Source organism: Ideonella azotifigens (assembly GCF_006519715.1).
Classification (GTDB): domain Bacteria; phylum Pseudomonadota; class Gammaproteobacteria; order Burkholderiales; family Burkholderiaceae_C; genus Ideonella; species Ideonella azotifigens.
Window position 1 is genome coordinate 1 of record NZ_VIDT01000041.1, and the last position, 17,914, is coordinate 17,914.

18 protein-coding genes, 1 tRNA gene and 1 pseudogene are annotated in these 17,914 nt (G+C 62.8%); 11 read left to right on the forward strand and 9 right to left on the reverse strand.

What is annotated here, in order from left to right:
- Positions 1–63: 63 nt before the first annotated feature.
- The 9 genes from FKP22_RS04960 to FKP22_RS05000 all read left to right on the forward strand — a co-directional run bounded on the left by FKP22_RS04960 (position 64) and on the right by FKP22_RS05000 (position 8,242).
- The gene (locus FKP22_RS04960; RefSeq protein ID WP_141285769.1) at positions 64–711 is read left to right on the forward strand and encodes a response regulator; all 648 of its coding nucleotides are present in this window, start codon (positions 64–66) and stop codon (positions 709–711) included.
- Positions 712–829: 118 nt separating this feature from the next.
- Entirely contained in the window at positions 830–1,519 is a 690-nt protein-coding gene (locus tag FKP22_RS04965) for a response regulator transcription factor (protein ID WP_141285771.1), read from the forward strand.
- Positions 1,520–1,582: 63 nt separating this feature from the next.
- The gene (locus tag FKP22_RS04970; protein WP_141285773.1) at positions 1,583–2,659 is read left to right on the forward strand and encodes a hypothetical protein; all 1,077 of its coding nucleotides are present in this window, start codon (positions 1,583–1,585) and stop codon (positions 2,657–2,659) included.
- Entirely contained in the window at positions 2,656–4,053 is a 1,398-nt protein-coding gene (locus tag FKP22_RS04975; RefSeq protein ID WP_141285775.1) for an RNA-directed DNA polymerase, read from the forward strand. Before FKP22_RS04970 ends, FKP22_RS04975 begins: the two co-directional genes overlap by 4 nt.
- A gap of 79 nt (positions 4,054–4,132) precedes the next feature.
- A complete protein-coding gene (locus FKP22_RS04980) occupies positions 4,133–4,417 on the forward strand; it encodes a hypothetical protein (RefSeq protein ID WP_141285777.1) in 285 nt (94 codons plus the stop codon).
- Positions 4,418–4,677: 260 nt separating this feature from the next.
- Positions 4,678–4,974 carry a helix-turn-helix domain-containing protein gene (locus FKP22_RS04985; RefSeq protein WP_141285779.1) on the forward strand — a complete coding sequence of 99 codons (297 nt, stop codon included), beginning with the start codon at positions 4,678–4,680 and terminating at the stop codon, positions 4,972–4,974.
- Positions 4,971–6,374, forward strand: coding sequence for a HipA domain-containing protein (locus tag FKP22_RS04990; RefSeq protein ID WP_141285781.1), 1,404 nt, complete (start codon positions 4,971–4,973; stop codon positions 6,372–6,374). The genes FKP22_RS04985 and FKP22_RS04990 overlap by 4 nt, the downstream gene beginning before the upstream one ends.
- Positions 6,375–6,611: 237 nt before the next feature.
- Positions 6,612–6,890, forward strand: coding sequence for a helix-turn-helix domain-containing protein (locus FKP22_RS04995; RefSeq protein WP_141285783.1), 279 nt, complete (start codon positions 6,612–6,614; stop codon positions 6,888–6,890).
- A 2-nt stretch (positions 6,891–6,892) separates the two neighbouring features.
- Entirely contained in the window at positions 6,893–8,242 is a 1,350-nt protein-coding gene (locus FKP22_RS05000) for a type II toxin-antitoxin system HipA family toxin (RefSeq protein WP_170200754.1), read from the forward strand.
- 233 nt (positions 8,243–8,475) lie between these two features.
- On the opposite strand, the gene FKP22_RS05005 is transcribed toward FKP22_RS05000, so the two are convergent.
- The 3 genes from FKP22_RS05005 to FKP22_RS05015 form a co-directional block, all read right to left on the reverse strand.
- The gene (locus FKP22_RS05005; protein ID WP_141285787.1) at positions 8,476–9,096 is read right to left on the reverse strand and encodes an alpha-ketoglutarate-dependent dioxygenase AlkB family protein; all 621 of its coding nucleotides are present in this window, start codon (positions 9,094–9,096) and stop codon (positions 8,476–8,478) included.
- Positions 9,093–9,959 (reverse strand): hypothetical protein, encoded by an 867-nt coding sequence (locus FKP22_RS05010; RefSeq protein WP_141285789.1) that lies wholly within the window; start codon positions 9,957–9,959, stop codon positions 9,093–9,095. The genes FKP22_RS05005 and FKP22_RS05010 overlap by 4 nt, the downstream gene beginning before the upstream one ends.
- A gap of 106 nt (positions 9,960–10,065) precedes the next feature.
- The gene (locus tag FKP22_RS05015) at positions 10,066–10,359 is read right to left on the reverse strand and encodes a helix-turn-helix domain-containing protein (protein WP_375140559.1); all 294 of its coding nucleotides are present in this window, start codon (positions 10,357–10,359) and stop codon (positions 10,066–10,068) included.
- A gap of 89 nt (positions 10,360–10,448) precedes the next feature.
- Here FKP22_RS05015 and FKP22_RS05020 point away from each other — a divergent pair, with 89 nt between their 5' ends.
- Together FKP22_RS05020 and FKP22_RS05025 are read left to right on the forward strand one after the other, a co-directional pair.
- Complete coding sequence (locus FKP22_RS05020) at positions 10,449–10,763, forward strand: hypothetical protein (protein ID WP_170200755.1); 315 nt, start codon at positions 10,449–10,451, stop codon at positions 10,761–10,763.
- Positions 10,764–10,820: 57 nt separating this feature from the next.
- The gene (locus FKP22_RS05025; RefSeq protein ID WP_141285793.1) at positions 10,821–11,282 is read left to right on the forward strand and encodes a hypothetical protein; all 462 of its coding nucleotides are present in this window, start codon (positions 10,821–10,823) and stop codon (positions 11,280–11,282) included.
- A 513-nt stretch (positions 11,283–11,795) separates the two neighbouring features.
- Here FKP22_RS05025 and FKP22_RS05030 read toward each other — a convergent pair.
- The 6 genes and pseudogenes from FKP22_RS05030 to FKP22_RS05060 form a co-directional block, all read right to left on the reverse strand.
- The gene (locus FKP22_RS05030; protein ID WP_141285795.1) at positions 11,796–13,520 is read right to left on the reverse strand and encodes a site-specific integrase; all 1,725 of its coding nucleotides are present in this window, start codon (positions 13,518–13,520) and stop codon (positions 11,796–11,798) included.
- Positions 13,521–13,679: 159 nt separating this feature from the next.
- Positions 13,680–13,755 (reverse strand) — tRNA-Phe (locus FKP22_RS05035).
- Positions 13,756–13,825: 70 nt separating this feature from the next.
- On the reverse strand, positions 13,826–14,521 hold the full coding sequence (locus FKP22_RS05040; protein WP_141285797.1) for a response regulator: 696 nt from the start codon (positions 14,519–14,521) through the stop codon (positions 13,826–13,828).
- An 18-nt stretch (positions 14,522–14,539) separates the two neighbouring features.
- Complete coding sequence (locus FKP22_RS05045) at positions 14,540–16,819, reverse strand: sensor histidine kinase (protein ID WP_141285799.1); 2,280 nt, start codon at positions 16,817–16,819, stop codon at positions 14,540–14,542.
- A 46-nt stretch (positions 16,820–16,865) separates the two neighbouring features.
- Positions 16,866–17,453: a DUF4390 domain-containing protein gene (locus tag FKP22_RS05050; RefSeq protein WP_231010280.1), complete on the reverse strand. Its 588-nt coding sequence runs from the start codon at positions 17,451–17,453 to the stop codon at positions 16,866–16,868.
- Positions 17,454–17,555: 102 nt separating this feature from the next.
- Positions 17,556–17,914: pseudogene (locus FKP22_RS05060) on the reverse strand (16S rRNA (cytosine(967)-C(5))-methyltransferase RsmB); the annotation flags it as partial.

Sequence of the window (17,914 nt, forward strand, 5' to 3'; positions counted from 1 at the left end):
GCTGCAGCGGCTGCGCAAACGGCTCGCCGCGCACAGCGCCAGCCACCACCAGAAAGACAGTCCATGAACCCTGCCCCGCAGCCCGCTGCGCCCATCCGCCTGCTGGTGGCCGATGACCACATGGTCGTGCGCACCGGTATCGTCGGCCTGGTGGACGCCGAGGACGACATGACCGTGATCGCCCAGGCCGACGACGGCCACGCCGCGGTGGACGCCTTCCGCCAGCACCGGCCCGACGTCACGCTGATGGACCTGCAGATGCCCGGCATGGACGGCATCGAGGCCATCACCGCGATCCGAGCCGAGGCGCCGGACGCCCGCATCGTCGTGCTGACCACCTATGGCGGCGATGCGCAGGCAGTGCGGGCGCTGCGCGCAGGCGCAAAGGGCTACCTGCTCAAGACGATGATCCGCAGCGAGATGCTGAGCGCGATCCGCGCGGCGCACCAGGGCCAGGACTTCATCCCGCCGGCGATGGCCGCCGCCATCGGTGCACACGCCGGCCAGCAAGCGCTTTCGCCACGCGAGATCGAAGTGCTGCGCATGGTGGCCAACAGCGGCCGCAACAAGCTCGCCGCGGCCGAGATGGGCATCACCGAAGGCACCATCAAGGTCCACATGAAAAACATCCTGGCCAAGCTCGAGGCCAAGGACAGGGTGCAGGCCGTGATGATCGCGCTGCGCCGCGGCATCATCGACCTGGATACCTGACCCCGCCTGCGCACCTTGGGAGCACCGCTACCTCTTTTTGTGTACAGCCTTGAGACGACACAGTCCCTACGATCCTGATCAAGGACTCAGACATCTCATCACTGTTCAGGAAAAAGCCATGCCCCAATTCGCCGCCCTCGCCCAACGTGTCATCGTCAAGCACACCGAACCCATCCTCGCGATGGGCCTGATGTCCGCGCTGGGCCAGGTGCCGGAATTCGAGGTGTCGGTGGACACCACGGGCTCCGCGCAGATCGAACACGGCCGCGGCGCACGCGTGATCGTCTGCGACCACCAAGCCGCCATGCAGCTCGACAATCCCGGCCGCGCCGGCATCGTCGCCATGGCCGGCAAGCCGCGCGAATTCGAGATCCAGCGGGCGATGGAGAAAGGCGTGCTCGGCTATGTCGCCAGCGGCTGCAGCCTGGCCGAGCTGCAATGCGCCGTGCGCGCCGCGGCCCAAGGCCGGCGCTACCTCTGCCCGGTCGCTGCTCAGGAACTGGCCAACAGCCTCAGCACCGAAGCCCTCACCTCGCGCGAACACGACGTGCTGACCCTGCTGGCCCAGGGCTGCTGCAACAAGACCATCGGCAACCGCCTGGCCATCGCCGCCGGCACCGTCAAAGCCCACGTGCGCGCCATCCTGGCCAAGCTCGACGCCAGCACCCGCACCGAAGCCGCCAACATCGCCATCGCCCGCGGCTTGCTGCCGGAACCGACGGTGGCTTCGGCGGACACCGGCGCGTGGCGTGTGCCGGCGTTCATGCCGACGCGACAGGCTACCCCACATCGGATCATGGCGGCCTGAGGAGAAGCCTGAAGCTGGACGCGCACGGCCCTTTTCGTCCGTCGGCCACCTGGAGGGTCTTCGATGCCAAGCCCCACTGGCAGTTCTCGCAAGGATCGGTGGGCAACCACTTTTTGGATCTCGTTGCCCCTGCTTGTCCTGACGATAGACGTTTGCCTGGCGCCGCAACTCTTCGAAACTCGTTTGGTGGTCGGCCAAGTCAACGTGAACGATCTGCTCGCCGATCCTCCCTACCTGATGGGTACCCTCAAAGGCCACGAGGTCTTGGTGTCGATTGACGATTTCGAAGAAGCGCTGCCTCTCGGCGACTGGGACAAAAGAGAAACCGGTCTGGCGATTTCGGCTTTTGTCGACAACGGGAAAATCAAGCCTGCCGCACTGGCGCGCGCGGTTCTTCTTAAGCTGCAGCAGGTTTCGCCGCAAGATGCACAGGCGCTGCTCACGTTGCTCGGGCGGAAGCACGCTGCAGGTGAAGTGATCGCCTTCAGAGTGCCCCCTGGCCCGGAAATCGACAAGAGGTTCCCATTTCTCGGCCTCTACATCGCGCTTTTCGAGGAAGGTGAACACGTATCGACGGACGCTTTGGACAAGGTTCTGCCAAAACTCGTTTTGAAGGCAGGCGACGACGGCATTGAAAACCTTTTCATTCCGGCCATCGGAACGACCTGGAACAAACGGCAGGAGCTCGAGATCGGGGACTTCTACAAATCCTTCTTCTCCACACTTCCGCAATCTTCTCGCCCTTCACGCATCGACCTGTCTCTGTACAAACGGTGGCCGTCGTTCGAGATCGAAGGCGCTGCTCAATCCATCAACCTGTCCTGGCAAGACGCGTTTTCCCTGGGCAAACAACGAACATCTCTTGTTCACCACGACATTCGCACCTTGCTGTTGTTCATCGCGGTCGCCCTGTGGGCTTCATCCCGCAAGGTGCATTTGGGCACCAAGACCTTCTTGGTCATCACGTTCTTCTTTGGCGGCATTGGCTTGGCAGTGAATGCCGCCATCAGATCGGTCGCTGCCACATATCCCTCGGTCGAGTTGCCGGCCAACCTGTTCGTCCTGACCGTTGCCGCACTCGTCTACCCGATGGTCGTCACGTGGAACCCGAAGGACATCTTCGGCGCCTCTGCGCCGTGACTGCCAATCGCCGCCTCACGGCCCTCGATGGGTTGCCGGTGCAACTCGGCATTCGGCTGGCATTTGACGTGGTCTCGTACAGCAACGCATTGCCACCTTGGGTCGATCCTCTCGTGATCGACTACGGCGAGCGCGAACAAGCCATCGTCAGGCGCCTGAGGGATCTCTCACGAGGTCTGGTGGTTCCCAAACCATTCAGCATCCCGGTCCCCAAGCGTTCAGGGCAACTGAAAATTTGGAGCCAGCCATCGGTCAACGAGCAGATCATGCTGCAGACATGCGTGTCGGCGTTAGCGCCCGCCCTTGCGGCCGGGTGCCTTGATCCACGCGTCCACAGCTACCGCTACAACCGGGACCCTGACCTGCTGGCACTGATCGAGCCACAGCTGTTGGCCTGGGCCAGATTTCAAGGTGCAACCGATGCGCGCTGCAGGGCGGGTGATTGCCTGCTGCAGATCGATTTGCACGATGCTTTCGGTAGCATTGATCGCGCTCGATTTGCGCAATTCGTTTTCGCCAGAATCGGCCCCTCGCCAGCCGCGCACTTGCTCATGTCCTTGATCAACTCATTTTCGCCAGGGCCGGGCATTCCTTTGATAAACGATGCCGTCTTCTTCTTGGGCAATTGCTACCTCGGCGAGGTGGACAAGATCGTGGCCCGTTACGCCGGCGACTACATCCGCTTCGTCGACGACTACCGCATCTTTGGCTCCTCGACCGGTGCACTGGAGGCCGCACTCATCCAGATCAATCGCGATCTCGCCGAGCTCGGACTGCTAACCAACATCGCAAAGACCAAACTCGGTTCGGGCGAGGACTACTTGAACGCGACGCGCGGCACCAAGACGGCCAAGACCTCCGATGAGAACGGCTACATCAGTGCGGTCGTCCTGAGCGACGTGCCCACGCCCGAAGTCATGGCGGGCCTGTTGAACAAGGTCGTCCGCGACCCTGACGCCCAATTGACCGAAGGGATGGGCAGATACATCGTCGGGCTTCTGCGGCGCATGCTGAGCAATGAAGTAATCGCAAGGGACTCAGCTTACATGTCCAGTCCGCTGGCGGAGTTGCGCGAACTCCTGAGTGAAGATGGCAACTTCATGGATCTCTTCACAAGCCTGCTGCGTTCCTACGCAAATGGAGATCAGGACTGCCGAGCCATTTGGTTGCTGTACGTCAAACACGCCTGCCTCAGCCAAATCGACAACAAGCGCGTGCAAGCCAACGTCAATGAGGCTGCCCACGCCATCGCAATCGCATCCGCCGTCAGCGCTACGGTGAAGAACTGGGCTCGCGGGGTCTGCAGCAGCTTCACAGATGACCAGCTTGGCGCATTGCATGACTTGGACTATGCACGGCAGGGTGCGTCGTGCTGTGGAGGACGCCTTGCATAGAAGAACTGTCGTTCAGTCCGGCATCGCGATCTGCAGCGCCACCATCCTGGGCTCATTCGGGCCCCGCGGAGCGCACGCATTGAACCTGTCCTTCTATCTGGCCGGCGTCCGCTTCCACGCGATTGATGCATGCAACTTGCCGCACAGGCTCGACCCCGTCGTCTTGACCAGGGAAGATTGGCATCGAACACCTGCCTTTTCGGTGTCAACGGTCACCGGGAGCAGGCTGGGCCATGTGCCAATGGCGATCGCGCTTCGATTGCAAGGACGACCGATCGCTGAGGCGCATTTGACGGACGTTGATGTGCATGCGGTCACCTGGAAGCGCTACACGGTGGCCCTGCGCGCCTTGGCCGAAGGTTGATCGGCTTCCCCTCAAGCCCCCATGGGCGTGAGTTCCGCCGGCGCCTCGCCCCTGCAATCCGGCCTTGGCGTTGGTGTCGCATGCCAGGCAAGCTCGTTTCGGAATTTAAGGCGCGAGGCCGTCAGAGTCTGGGATTCGGTGTGAATTTCGGAATTTAGTGAACTACCGCGCCACCAAAGCCGAGTCATGGCACTATTTCGGAATTCCAGAAATTCCTCCTCCGGCCGCAAACCTGAGGCCATCATCCCGGGAATTCCGAAATGACTTCGAGCCTCACCGACCCCGCGCTCCTGCACATTACCGACGCGAGCACCCTTGGCCCAGCCATCCGAGCACGGCGTCGAGCACAGTCGCTCCGCATTGACGATGCGGCCTCCTTGAGCGGCGTTTCCGTCGACCTGCTCTCCCGCCTCGAAAACGGCAAGGGTTCCGTGCGACTGGACAAGCTGCTGGCGGTCTTGGACAGCCTGGGGCTCGCACTCGTGCTCGGCCCCAAGGACCATCCGATGATGCAGTCCGTCTTGCATCCCAGAGTCGAGCTTCCGGGGCAGCCATGAACTCGGCCACCGACGCCCCCATTGCGCCGCATGCGCTCACCCTCTGGGCGGATGACCAGAAGGTGGCGACGCTCGGCTACGAGGCCTTGAACGACCGGTGGTCACTGGACTACGACGCGGACTGGGTCGCGGCGCCGGGTGCGTTTCCACTGTCGCCCGCGCTGCCCTTCCAGCCCTCGGCCGACGGCCATGCCATCGGCGCAGTGAAGCGCTTTGTGGAGAACTTGCTCCCCGAAGGCCGCGCACTCGACATCACGGCCACGACCTACCGCGTATCGAAGTCGAACATCTACGCGCTCATCAGCGCACTGGGGACCGAGACCACCGGGGCGTTCCGCTTCTGGCGCTCGGATGAAGTGCCGCCCGTCGTCGCCGCCAAGCCGCCGCGTGAAGTGACCCGCGAAGAACTGGACAGACGAATCGCCGAGCGCGACCAGATTCCGCTGGCGGTTTGGGATGGCAAGGTCCGCATGTCGATTGCGGGCGTGCAAGACAAGTTGATGGTCTACCTGGACCGCCCGCTGAGCGACGGAGGACGCCTGTTGCTGGTCGAGCCGCCCCTGGCGTCGACCCACATCCTCAAGCCAGACCCTGCGCGTCAGGCAACGCCGCATCTGGTCGTCAACGAACACTTCTGCATGTCCTTGGCTAGTCGCATGCAGTTGCCGGTCGCCGAGGTCAGCATCTATCGGACACCAAGGCCGGTACTCGTCGTTCGCCGGTTCGACCGGCTTGTCGTTCAAGGCGTCGTGGAAGGTGCCGCGCATGGCGCCAACGAGCCCACCGTGAAGCGCCTGCACATCATCGACGCCTGCCAGGCCTCGGACCTGCCCGAGAGCTACAAGTACGAGCGGAACTTGGGGAGTGGCGAGCACGTGCGCAACATCCGGGAGGGCGTGAGCTTCGAAATGCTGTTCGAGCGCGTCGAGCAAACCGTCAACAAGGCCGCGGCGAGCATGACCTTGCTGAGGTGGGCCTTGTTCCAGTTCCTCATCGGCAACTCCGACGCGCATGGCAAGAACTTCTCATTCTTCGTGCGCCGCGAGGGACTGGACCCGGCGCCTTGGTACGACCTGGTCAGTGTGGTGCAGTACCCAGGCATCGCCCACGAGTTGGCCATGGCCTGGGGCGATGCCTTCTCGCTCAATGAGGTGAGTGCGTTTCAGCTGGCCGACTTTGCAAAGCGATGCGGGCTCGACAGGAACCTGCTCAAACGCGAGGCCGTGCGGCTGGCCAAGCTTGTGATGGCGCACGCGCCGACACAGGCCATGGCGGATGACTACATCGACGACGATGAGCGCGCCTTCGCAGGGCAACTCAGAGATTTCGTGGTGGGACAGGCCACCCGTTTAACCAGGCTTGCCGCCGAGTCGGCCAAGATAAAGCCAGAGTTTCTGTGACGCCTTGGTGCCCGTTGTACCCGCTCAAGCAGGTCAGGCATGCGCCGGAAAGCAAAAGCCCCTGCGCCCCACTGACGCTGGCAGCGCCGGCCCCGAAGGCAAACCGGACAGCCGCTGATGCCCGCCGAACTCCGTCGGCTCCAGCAGTTGGACAGGCATCTGCAGAAACAGCCCACAAGCAGTAGATTGCAAATACAGCTTTTAGCACGTAAGCTCCATTCACGCATCAAAGACTGTATGGCCCAGTTCACCGTACGCACCGCCGAGCAACTGCCATCGCTGCTGCAGGCCTTCCGAAAGGAAGCCGACCTGACCCAGGGCGAGGTTGCGTTGCGCCTGGGTGTCTCCCAGCAGACTTACTCGGCGATGGAGCGCAACGCCGACAAGGTGGGCGCCGCGCGGTTGCTGAAGTTGCTCAACATCCTGGGCGTCGAATTGGCGCTCGGGAAGCCCTCCCCCACGCCGGCACCCGACCCACCTGGTCAGCGCACCGCTACCGACAAGCCGGCTTGGTAGCCATGGGGCGCCGCTCTCACACCCGAACACTGGGCCTCTGGATGAACGGGGCCTACGTCGGCAACTGGAGCCTCGCGCCGAACGCGCCAGACACCCTCCAGTACGACGCGGCCTGGACCCAGTCCGAGCAAGGGCGCCCGCTGTCCCTGTCCTTGCCTTTCACGCCGGGCAATGCGCCGCATCGTGGCGACAAGGTCCGCGCCTATTTCGAGAACCTGCTGCCCGACAGCAAGGACATCCGGGAACGGCTGGCACGCCGCTTCAACACCGGATCCACCAGGGCGTTCGAGTTGCTGGCCGAGATCGGTCGGGACTGCGTTGGTGCGCTCGAAATCCTCCCTGAGGGCACAAGATCCACCGGCACCGCGCCCCTGCAGGCCGAGTCCTTGAGCGAAGCGCAAGTGGCCCAGGTCCTGCGCGGGACGACGACCCTGAATGCCATGGGCTGGGGCGGCGATGACGACGACTTCCGCATCTCGATTGCCGGCGCCCAGGAGAAGACGGCCCTGCTGCTGCGAGACGGCCAGTGGTGCCTTCCGCGTGGCAGCACGCCCACGACGCACATCTTCAAGCTGCCGCTGGGCCTCATCGGCGGAATGAAGCTCGACATGCGCGACTCGGTCGAGAACGAGTGGCTGTGCGCCTTGATCCTGCGCGAGTTCGGGCTGCCCGTTGCGACCTGTCACCCGCTGCAGTTCGAGGACGTGAAAGCCTTGGTCATCGAGCGCTTCGACCGCGCCTGGTGGACGCATCCTTCCGGGGAGAACCGCCTCGTCCGGCTGCCGCAGGAGGACATGTGCCAAGCCACCGGCGTGCCGCCCGAAGCGAAGTACGAAGCCGACGGCGGGCCGGGCATGGACCGCATCCTCGATGTGCTCGATGGCTCGACGACCCGCGAACAAGACCGCCGCGACTTCTTCAAGGCGCAACTGCTCTTCTGGATGCTGTGCGCCACCGACGGCCACGCCAAGAACTTCAGCCTGTTCCTGCGCCCCGGCGGCCGCTACCAACTGACACCGCTGTACGACGTGCTGTCAGCGTACCCGGTGCCGGGCAAGGGGCCATCGAACCTCCCACCGCTCAAGGCCAGGATGGCCATGGCCGTGCGGTCAACAAACGCGCACTGGAAGATGCGGGACATCCTGCGCCGGCACTGGCTGGCGCTCGGCAAACGGCATGGTGTGCTGACGGAAGATGGGCGGGAGATTGATTACCTGATTGAACAGATCGTCTCGCGAACACCGGAGGTCATCGCCAAGGTCGGCGCGGGGCTGCCGCAGGGATGGGACACCCAGGTGACCAACGCCATCTTTGCAGGGTTGCAAGACGCCGCGAAACGCCTCGCAGGCTGAATGCAAAAAGCCCTTGATCCGTTCGGAATCAAGGGCTTGCGATTTGGTGGCCTGGGGCGGAATCGAACCACCGACACGGCACCTCAGGAAGCTAACCCTATGAATTGGCAGAGTTTTTAAGTCTAGCGAACGGAGTTAAGTGTACCAAAAGAGGGTATCAATCAGGCCACCTCGCGCCAGTAGAGCCCTGTTGTCATCGGCGCGAAGACAGGGATCGAGCTGCTCAGACGCGCTCATCTCGGAACAATCCGGCGAAACGTCAGGTTGACCCGTGGGCCACAAGGCTTCGACTGCTTGTCGATGCCGTGCTTCCAGTTCTTCTGCGTGAGCCCCTTCATCAGCAGCAGGCTTCCCGAAGGCAGTTCCAAGCGGACGGGGCTCAGCTCAGGCCGAGTCTTGTGCTTGAGCACAAAAGTGCGAGTTGCGCCCAGGCTGACTGACGCAATAACCGGAGTCGGGCCCAACTCTTTCTCATCGTCGCTGTGAAAGCCCATGCTATCTCGATGATCGCGGTAGTAGTTCAACAGAACGCTGTTGAATCGCTCATTGACGAGGTCTTGCACGATGTCCCGCAACTTGGCGAGGGTGTCGGTCCAGAGCAGCGGCTCCAATGAGATGCCCGAGTACGAGTAAGTCCGCCCAACATCGCCATACCACGCGACCAGTCGAGGCTGCAGGTGCTTCTTCCCGTAGATAGTCACCGCCTCCTGCCGCCATGGGGTGCTGTCAATGAGCTCTCGCAGCACCTCATCAGTAGGCTCACCTAGATCAATCTGTCGGGCGAAACTGATCTCCGCATCCTCGATCTGAAGACGCTCAAGAGCCGGCTCGCTTGCGAACAGATCAAGAGTCATGGCTTGCGAAGGATGCGATAGCTCAGCGTGCTCTGAACCTTGGGAATCGCGTTGAACTTGGCGGTGTAGAAAGCGAGCTCGGACTTCTGCTCTGAACTGCGCGGGTACCACCGAACGTTCGATTCTTGCGAGAGGAGTTGCAACCCCGCAGTCTTCCACTGGTAGTCAAAGTAATTGTTGAAGGTGTCGCTACCGTTGTCGTCGTACAGAAAGATCGCACCCGACTTCGCCTCCTTAAACAAGCGCTGCCAGAACTGGGTGACGACACCGCTTCCGTCAAGCGCGTATACCTCAGATACGAAGTAGCTGAGGGTGAACACGTCAGCTTCAAGGAATTTGCGCTGTGACGTCCAGTCGGGATTGAGTACATCCATTTGCTGGAACGCCGTGTGGAGCTGAACGGTTGAGGAAGACAGCTTCATGTTTAGCTCGCTCCACGAGTCCGCCCAAGCCTGCTCCTTGTCGAGCAGATAGACCATCAACTTGTTGACAGCTTCCTTGCCAGCCGAGTCGGCAAGATACTTGACGACAGCTATGACGTCGCTCCCCGGCCCACCCCCGATGCAACTCACTCGCCCCACATCGGACTGGAAAATTTTACCACCGAGCGCCTGCGCTAGGATCGCCAGCAACTGAACAACGTAGTCTCCGTGACTTGCGGTGTACTTATAGACATACGCAAACCTAATCGCCGGATCTTTGTAGTCGATTGGAGCCCGTGTGGTCGACGAGAGCTGGGTGTAGCTCGTTGTCAGGTAAAGAAACCGGGACTTAATCTCGTCATCGACTTTAACCCCATATAGCTGGACCGCCTCCTTATAGAGTTCATCGAGCGTGATTTTGACCAACTGAAAAAGCGTCATCAGCAACCTCCCTTTAGTACCCAAGGATTGTCCACGAACACGGAGGACACTGAGGGAAAAATCAGAAAACCCTTGCTGCAAGAGAGCCGGCGACAGACCTAGCCAATCAGAGCTTGGTAACGGCAAGAAGCTCTTGTCGCAGCATCGCCAGCAACTGATCAATTTCCCCCCGTTCGCCTAGAGGCAGACAGTAGGCGAGGGCGAGGACCGCTAAAGGATGCAAGCCCATCCGCGCGGCTAGCTCGTCAACCTTGGGGAGGGTCGGCTGCTTGATCTTTCGTTCCAGCGCGCTGACATAGACCCGGCTGGACACCTCATCGAAGTCCTCCTGAGTGAGGCCCTGCGCCTTCCTGGCGAACAGAAACGCGGCGCCGAAGTCTGACTTGTTGTTGATGCTCACCAGCACAGTGGACCAATCCGCAACCTATAGGACTACAACCTAAAGGATTCATTGGTAGACTTGCTGTGCCCGCTTTTTTAGGAGCAGCCATGCGCGTCACAGCAATGTCCATGTTCGTGGACCTCGTCTTCTTCGGCATCCCTGGCATTGCTACAGGGGGCCTGGCCTACCGCAAGAACCGCAGCGCTCTCGCTTGGGGGACCCTTGGCTTTCTATCTCTCGGAATGGCGCTCATCGTCTTGGCGTTCATGCCCTTCAGATGCGAGCGGTGCTCCAACCCTCTGAGCAACAAACAGCGCCGGGAGAAAACATGCCCCGCTTGCGAGGAACTGGACCAGGAGGTGTACGCCTTCATAGACCCGATTCCGGATTACATCCCTGAGAGCACAAGAAAGCTCGCCTGAGTCGGCAACGGAAGCCCCCCGATTGGGCAACAAGGTCAGCCACTCTTATCCACCCAGATGGACTTCAGCAAAATGTTCGGACTCTTCAAGAAGAAGCAGCAGCCAGCCATGTCGCCGGGCGCTGTGTTGGGGCGATTCATATCGGGCGCCGCAGACACGCTCAGCGTGCAACTGGCCTTCTGCAGCCTCGACGCAAGCAGGTACCAAACATTCCTGCATGAGAAATTTGCACGCGGATACCTCACAGGGTTCTTCGACGCCGCGATCCAACTCAGCGGAATTCCAATAATGGACGGCGAAGACTATGCCCAACTCATCGCCGCGGGGCATGTTCGCCTGATGGGTGGCAGCAGGGCGAAGGCTGTGCCCTTCACCGTTGAATCACTGGATCTGCAGGGCGACCCTGACTTCGACTTGGGGCGACAGCATGGAGGAAGGGAATACTTTGACTTCATGGGAGAGAAAGTCAACCCAATGGGCTTAGCGAGGGTATACCACGCAAGCCAAGCCGAAGGCTGAGGCTGATACGCAGCGCCCCTGAAATTTCAAAAAAATTGTGGACTTAGGCGAGAGGGGATGTGACTCAATCGAGACGCCATATCCCCCCTGCCCGCCTGGACGAACCCATGCCCGATGGTTGTCGGAAATAGGGGCCTGCAATTCGGTACCCTACTAACAGAGAGAACCGAGTAAATCGAATAAAAGCACATCGCGCATCTATGTGCACTGTCCCCAGTGCAAAGCCTAATGAAGGCCTCTAAGAGCTTGATAGCCTGCCCGAGGCCAAGCGAGTAGCGCAGAAGCCTAGAAGTCCCTGAGCCCTTGAGAGTTCGAGAGTTCCAGAGTGTCCTCGTCCCCCGACTGCCAGAGGCCGTCCGGCTGGAAGCTCCGTAGTCTCAGATGTCCTTGAGTCTGCCCCGAGGCCCGCAGGCTTGGAAGAAGGCCCCGCAGGAAAGGGGCCTGTGCTCCGCGTAGGCCTTCAAGAAGCCTTCCTCTTGTTAGGCGCGCGCCTGCTGTGTAAGCAATGGCGGTTCAGACGGTTGGAGCTTCCGGGTACTTGGCGAGTTCTTCAGCCATCCGCCGCAGCGTCATAGAACCATAGTCCCGTGCAATGCCTCCGGTTCCCGCATGGCCTGTGATCGCGTCATGCACGTCTTCAGGGATGCCAACATCGCGGGATAGCGTCTTGAAGGTGTGGCGGAATCCGTGAATGGGACTGACTGAGCTATCCAGCTTCACAGTCTCTTTCAGGTATACCGCCCACCGTTTGCCGAAGTTCGCACCAAAGTAGCCACTAGGGCTTGGCTTCAAGTCTGGGAAGAGTTGCCCCTTTGTCGGCAACGACGATGCATAGTCAAGGAACCCTCGCTTGACCAAGTCCGGGTGTAGCGGAAGCAGACGCCGGCTGCCTTCAGTCTTGACCCCGCGGCTACCGTCCTCCTCGTCTTCTGCCGCAAGGATGTTCAGGTGCCAGATGCCATCAGGCGACTTCTTGACATCGGATGCCTTCAGCTGCGCAAGCTCTTCCCTGCGTGCTCCGGTGTAGTACAGCAACAGCGGCAGCCAGTACCAAGCCTTGCCGAACGCAGCACGCGGCGGTGCCCAATCTGTCTCCGTAAAGGCAGGGCTAGTGAAGATGGCCCGCAGTTCATCAGGCGAATAGTCCTTGCGCCGCCTGATCCCGGCCACTCGGCGTGTGGCAGCCTTGGCCGCACTACGACCGACGCCGCCAGCAATGATTGGGTTCTCGGGAAGCCGCTGCAGCCGCACACCATGACTCAGCACCGCCGACACCGCTCGAATGTGGTTGAGGATCGTCGGCTCAGACAGACGCGGCAGCCCCTCCTTCTCGGCCTTTGCTATCAGCTGAGAAGCATTGAGTCCCCGAGTCCCCTCCCCCTTGGCAGGCAAGCGAGCAAGCTCGGCACGATACCGGGCTACAACCTCGCGGTTGATGGCAGTGATGTCCAAGTCGCCCATCAACTCTGTGAAGCGCTGCACCGTCGCCTGAAAGCTCGCCAGGGTCTTGCGAGTTGCTCGCGTGTCGCCATCGTTGAGGGTCTTATCGGTGCTGTACTCATCGAACAGTGCCATGAGCTTCACCGCTTTCGACATGGACGGCTTGGGTCCCTCCGAGCGCAAGTGCTGTACAGGGGCCACGCCAAGCCCGAGCGCCAAATACCGCCCCTCGTATCGGCTCATGGCCCAATCAGAGAGCTTATGCAGATGCTCCAAGAATGCTGCGCTCAGATGTTCGGCTGCACGACTACCGGGCGCCGGTCGGGGCAACTTGTGCTTGCTGAGGGCCTTGGCAATGTGGGGAGCGACCACCGCAGCCCAATCGTCATTCGGCGGGCCATTCCCCTCCTCTGCAGCCGCTTCAAACGTGGAGTAGCTGGTAGCCCATTCACCCACCTCATCGCCACGCCCAGAGGCCGTTCTAGAGCCCTCCGCGAGCATTTCAGTGAACGCACCTTCCCGCTCAACGCGCGCCTGCTCCTCGCGAAACCATCTTGCGGCCAATTGATGCGCATCGCCGACGCCGATTGCTTCGACTCCGGCGAGCTGAGCCCGAGCGGCAGCAAAGGCAGCCTCAGCCTGCGCCCAGGCTTCTGCAAAACGGGCCTTGGCCTCCGCGGGCTCGCGGGTCTTCAGTGACTGCTTGAACTCACGCCCGAGAGACGCCCTCAATTCGGGTGGCACTTTGCGGCGCAGGTAGTAGATGCCGGAGGCGGGATGCTTGAACGGCTGAGCCATGAACGAACGACGACGCGGGATGCGGGTGCCAGCGAGTCTAGACGCAGTGGGAATTGATGCCACGGTGTACCTGCCTGGTGTACCAATCCAAGCGGGTTAGGCGTATGCCGGAAAGCAAAAAGCCCCTGATCCTGTTAAGAATCAAGGGCTTAGCGTTCCTGGTGGCCTGGGGCGGAATCGAACCACCGACACGCGGATTTTCAATCCGCTGCTCTACCAACTGAGCTACCAGGCCAATCACTTTGCTGTGCTGCAATCAAGCGTGTTGATGTGCGATCAGCGAAGTCAAACACTATAGCATGGTTTCAGGCGATGCTGCCGCGTTTGTTGCGGGTCAGGTCGACGCCAAGCTGCTTGAGCTTGCGGTAGAGGTGGGTGCGCTCCAGGCCGGTTTTTTCGGCGACGCGGGTCATCGAGCCATTCTCGCGGGCGAGGTGGAATTCGAAGTAGCTTTTCTCGAAGGCGTCGCGGGCTTCGCGCAGCGGGCGGTCGAGGTCGAAGCTTTGTTCGGGTTGCGGGCCGAGGTCCACCGGCAGCGCGGGCAGGCCGACGCCGCCAGTCATCGCGGATTCGACCGTCAACCCGATTTCGCCGCGGTAGGCGGTGGGCGCGCCCATCGGGGCCGGCGGGCGTGCAGGCGTGCGAGCCAGCGACTGCTCGACGGCACGCAGCAGCTTTTGCAACGTGATGGGCTTTTCGAGGAAGGCGATGGCGCCGTATTTGGTGGCCTCGACCGCGGTGTCTATCGTGCCGTGGCCACTCATCATGACCACCGGCATGGTCAGCTGGCCGCTGGCACCCCACTCCTTGAGCAAGGTGATGCCATCGACATCGGGCATCCAGATGTCGAGCAGCACCAGGTCCGGCCGCAGGCGCTCGCGCACCGCACGGGCCTGAGCGGCGTTTTCGGCCAGCTCGATGGCGTGACCTTCATCGGTGAGGATTTCCGACAGCAGGGCACGGATGCCCATCTCGTCGTCGACTACAAGTATCGTTGCCATGGATGTCCGAGACAGCGTTCAGGCGCCGGGTGGGTGGGCCGGGCCATTCACTGGAGGATCCTTCTGTTCAATGAAGCTGGAAAATGATAGCGAAACCTGCGCGCCCGACGGCGCATCGCTGCCTGCATTCTGGGGGGGCAGGTTGACGATGCGAACGCGCGCGCCGTGTTCGTCGGCAATTTTCTTCACCACCGCAAGTCCCAGGCCAGTGCCTTTGCTCTTGGTGGTGACGTAGGGTTCGAACGCACGTTTGAGCACCTTGTCGCTGAACCCAGGGCCATTGTCTGCCACTTTCAGGCGCACGGCCCGCACGCGGCCGTCTTCATGGCGCGCGATCTCGGTCTCGACGCAGACCTTGCCGTCTTCACGGCCGGCCAGCGCCTGCAAGGCGTTCTGTACCAGGTTGTGAATGACCTGGCGCAACTGGGTCGGGTCGCCCCGCACCAGCGGCAGCGCGGGAACGCAACGGGCCTGCAGCCGGCCGCGCTCCTGGTCGTCGCCATACAGGCCCAGTACTTCGGCGACCAGCTCGTTCAGGTCGGTGTCCTGCAGGCGCACCGCGGGCAGCCGCGCGTAATCGCGGAACTCATTGACCAACTGTTTCATCGCCTGCACCTGGTTGACGATGGTGGCCACCGAGCGCACCAGCATGGCCTGGTCGGTTGGCGATTCGAGCTTGGCTTCGAGCTTGTGCTGCAGGCGCTCGGCCGAGAGCTGGATCGGCGTCAGCGGGTTCTTGATCTCGTGGGCCAGCCGGCGTGCGACCTCGGCCCAGGCCTCGCTGCGCTGCGCCGAGACGACCTCGGTGATGTCGTCGAACACCACCAGGCGCGCACCGCCAACCAGCAGCGCGCCGCGCACCAGCAGCGTGATGCCGCCTTCGCGCTCGCTCTGGCGCAGCTCGAAGGACTCCTGCCAATGGTCGCGCTCGCCGTCTTCCGGGCTGCTCTGGTGCTGCGCGAAGCGCTGGTGGATCGCGGCGGCGAAGTCGGTCATGCCGGGCACCTCGCCCAGCCCGCGGCCCACGAAGACGGACAGCGGCGCGCGCAGGATGCGGGTGGCGCCAGGGTTCACGGTGTCGATCAGGTGGTCGCGGTCGAACACGATGACGCCAGCCGTCAGGCTGTCGAGGATGGTCTGCAGCCGCAGGCGTGCGCCTTCGAGCTGGCGCAGGCTGGCGTCGGCCTGCTGGCGGGCGCTGCCGAGCTGCTCGGTCATGTGGGCGAAGTTGCGTGTCAGCTCGCCGATCTCGTCGTTGGAGGTGAAGATCTGCTTGGCGGTCAGGTCGCCACGCGCGACCTGGCGCATGCCGTCGGCCAGCAGCAGCAGCGGCCGCGCCAGCTGGTTGCCCAGCACGACAGCCAGCAGCACCGCGCCGAAGACCGACAGCACCAGCGCCAGCGTCAGCGTGCCGATGTACATGCGGCGCAGGCCGTCGCGCGCGATGTGGCGCTGCTGGTATTCGCGGTAGGCGGCCTGCACGATCAGCGCATTGCTGGTCAGCGCGGTGGGCAGCGGCTGCAGCACCATGAGGTAACGGTCGGACTCGCCGGAGAGCTTGATGCGCGCATCCGGGATCAGCGCCAGCGCGCGAACCTGGGCCGGCTGCAGGCCGGCGGCGGCCGTGCCATCGTCCTCCAGGCCCTCCACCTGGCTGACCGACTGCACCGCCTTGGCCTGGCGCAGCAGTGCCGGTGCCGGCCGCTCGATGCCCAGGTCGGCCGTGGCGCTGGCATTGCTCTGCACCTGGCCATTGCCGTTGACGACCGCCACCTGCGTGGCGCCCAGTTGCTCGCGCAGGCGCTCCAGTTGCAGCAGGGCCGGGTCGCTGCTGCGCACCTCGGCCAGCCGGTCGGCCGCGGCGCGGGTCTTGTTGACCAGGTCCGAGGCCAGCGCTTCCAGCGTGCCCTTGCCCAGCGCCAGGCCGGCGTCCAGCGCGCTTTCGACGCTGGCATCGAACCATGCCTCGATGCTGCGGGAGACGAACTGGTAGCTGACGGTGTAGATGAGTGCGCCCGGCAGCACGCCGACCAGCGCGAAGATGCCCGCCAGCTTGATCAGCAGCCGGCTGCCGAACTTGCCGGCCTTGAGCCGGAACACCAGCCGGATGGCCGCCGCCAGCAGCACCAGCGCCAGCACGCCGGCCACGCCCACATTGACCCAGAACAACCAGACGAAGTGGCCGCCGTAGCCCAGCGGGCCCTGCACCACCAGCGACAGCACGACCGCCAGCACCAGGCCCAGGCCCGCTGCCACCAGCGTGGCAAGGCCCCAGCCCAGGCGCACGGAGTTTTTCATCGCGGGTCGGGTGGCAAGGCGCGTGGCGGGGGGCTGGATCAAAGGCTCAGTCGAGCTTCAGTGTGCGCTCGACGGACAGCCGCCAGTCGGACTGCACCGCCAGGTCCAGCTGCAGCGGGCGCGGCAGCATGCTGCTGTCCAGCCGGTAACTGAACTCGACGTAGTAGCGCTCGCTGGGGTCGATCTGCTCGGGTTCTGCAATGCGCCAGCGGGTGGCGCGCGAGATCATCGCCAGCGCGGCCTCGGCGCTGGGGTAGTTCTGGCTCAGCGCACCGAAGCTGACGCGCCAGCTGGAGGTGAGCGGCTGGTAGGAGATGCGCCAGGTGCGGGTGGCGCGGGCCACGCGCTCGTCGCGCCAATACCAGCGGGGGTGAAAGACCTGCGCGGAGGCGGTGAAATAAAGCGGCACGCCGCGCTGCAGCGCATCTTCGGTGGCACGGCTGAGCGCCAGCTTGACTTCAAAGTCCAGCGTCAGCCCGCCCTCCTGCCGGCTCAGCGAAAGCTGCGGCAGCTCGATGCCTTGCGCCCGCACCCCTGCCGTGTGGCCCAGCACGCCCAACCAAGCGGCCAGCAGCAGCCCGCGCACGCAGGCCGCAGCCGCGCAAGTCGCGCCGCGGCCAGTCGGGCCGGACATCCTCATGAGGAAACGCAGGGCCGCCCCAAGTTCCCTCACCCCCCACGGGGGGCGGACTGGGCGCAGCCCGGTCCTGGGGGCGCTTTCAAAACCCATCGGCATTCAGTCAGAGGCAGCAGCGGGCCGTTGCAGCAAGGCATAGTAAAAACCGTCGGCCAGCGAGGCTGACGGGAGATGCCTTGCATTGTCCGGCAGCGGCAGCAGGTGGCCGGGCGACTGGGCTGCGATGACCCCGGGTGCCAGCGAATGGCGTTGCAAAAATGCGTCGATCTGCCGAATGCCTTCGTCCTTGAACAAGGAACAGGTTGCATAAACCAGGCGGCCACCGGGCTTGAGCAGCGGCCACAGCGCGTCCAGCAGTTCGGCCTGGATGCGGGCCAGCGCCTGGATGTCGTCGGCACGGCGCAGCCAGCGGATGTCCGGGTGGCGCCGCACGATGCCCGACGCGCTGCAGGGTGCGT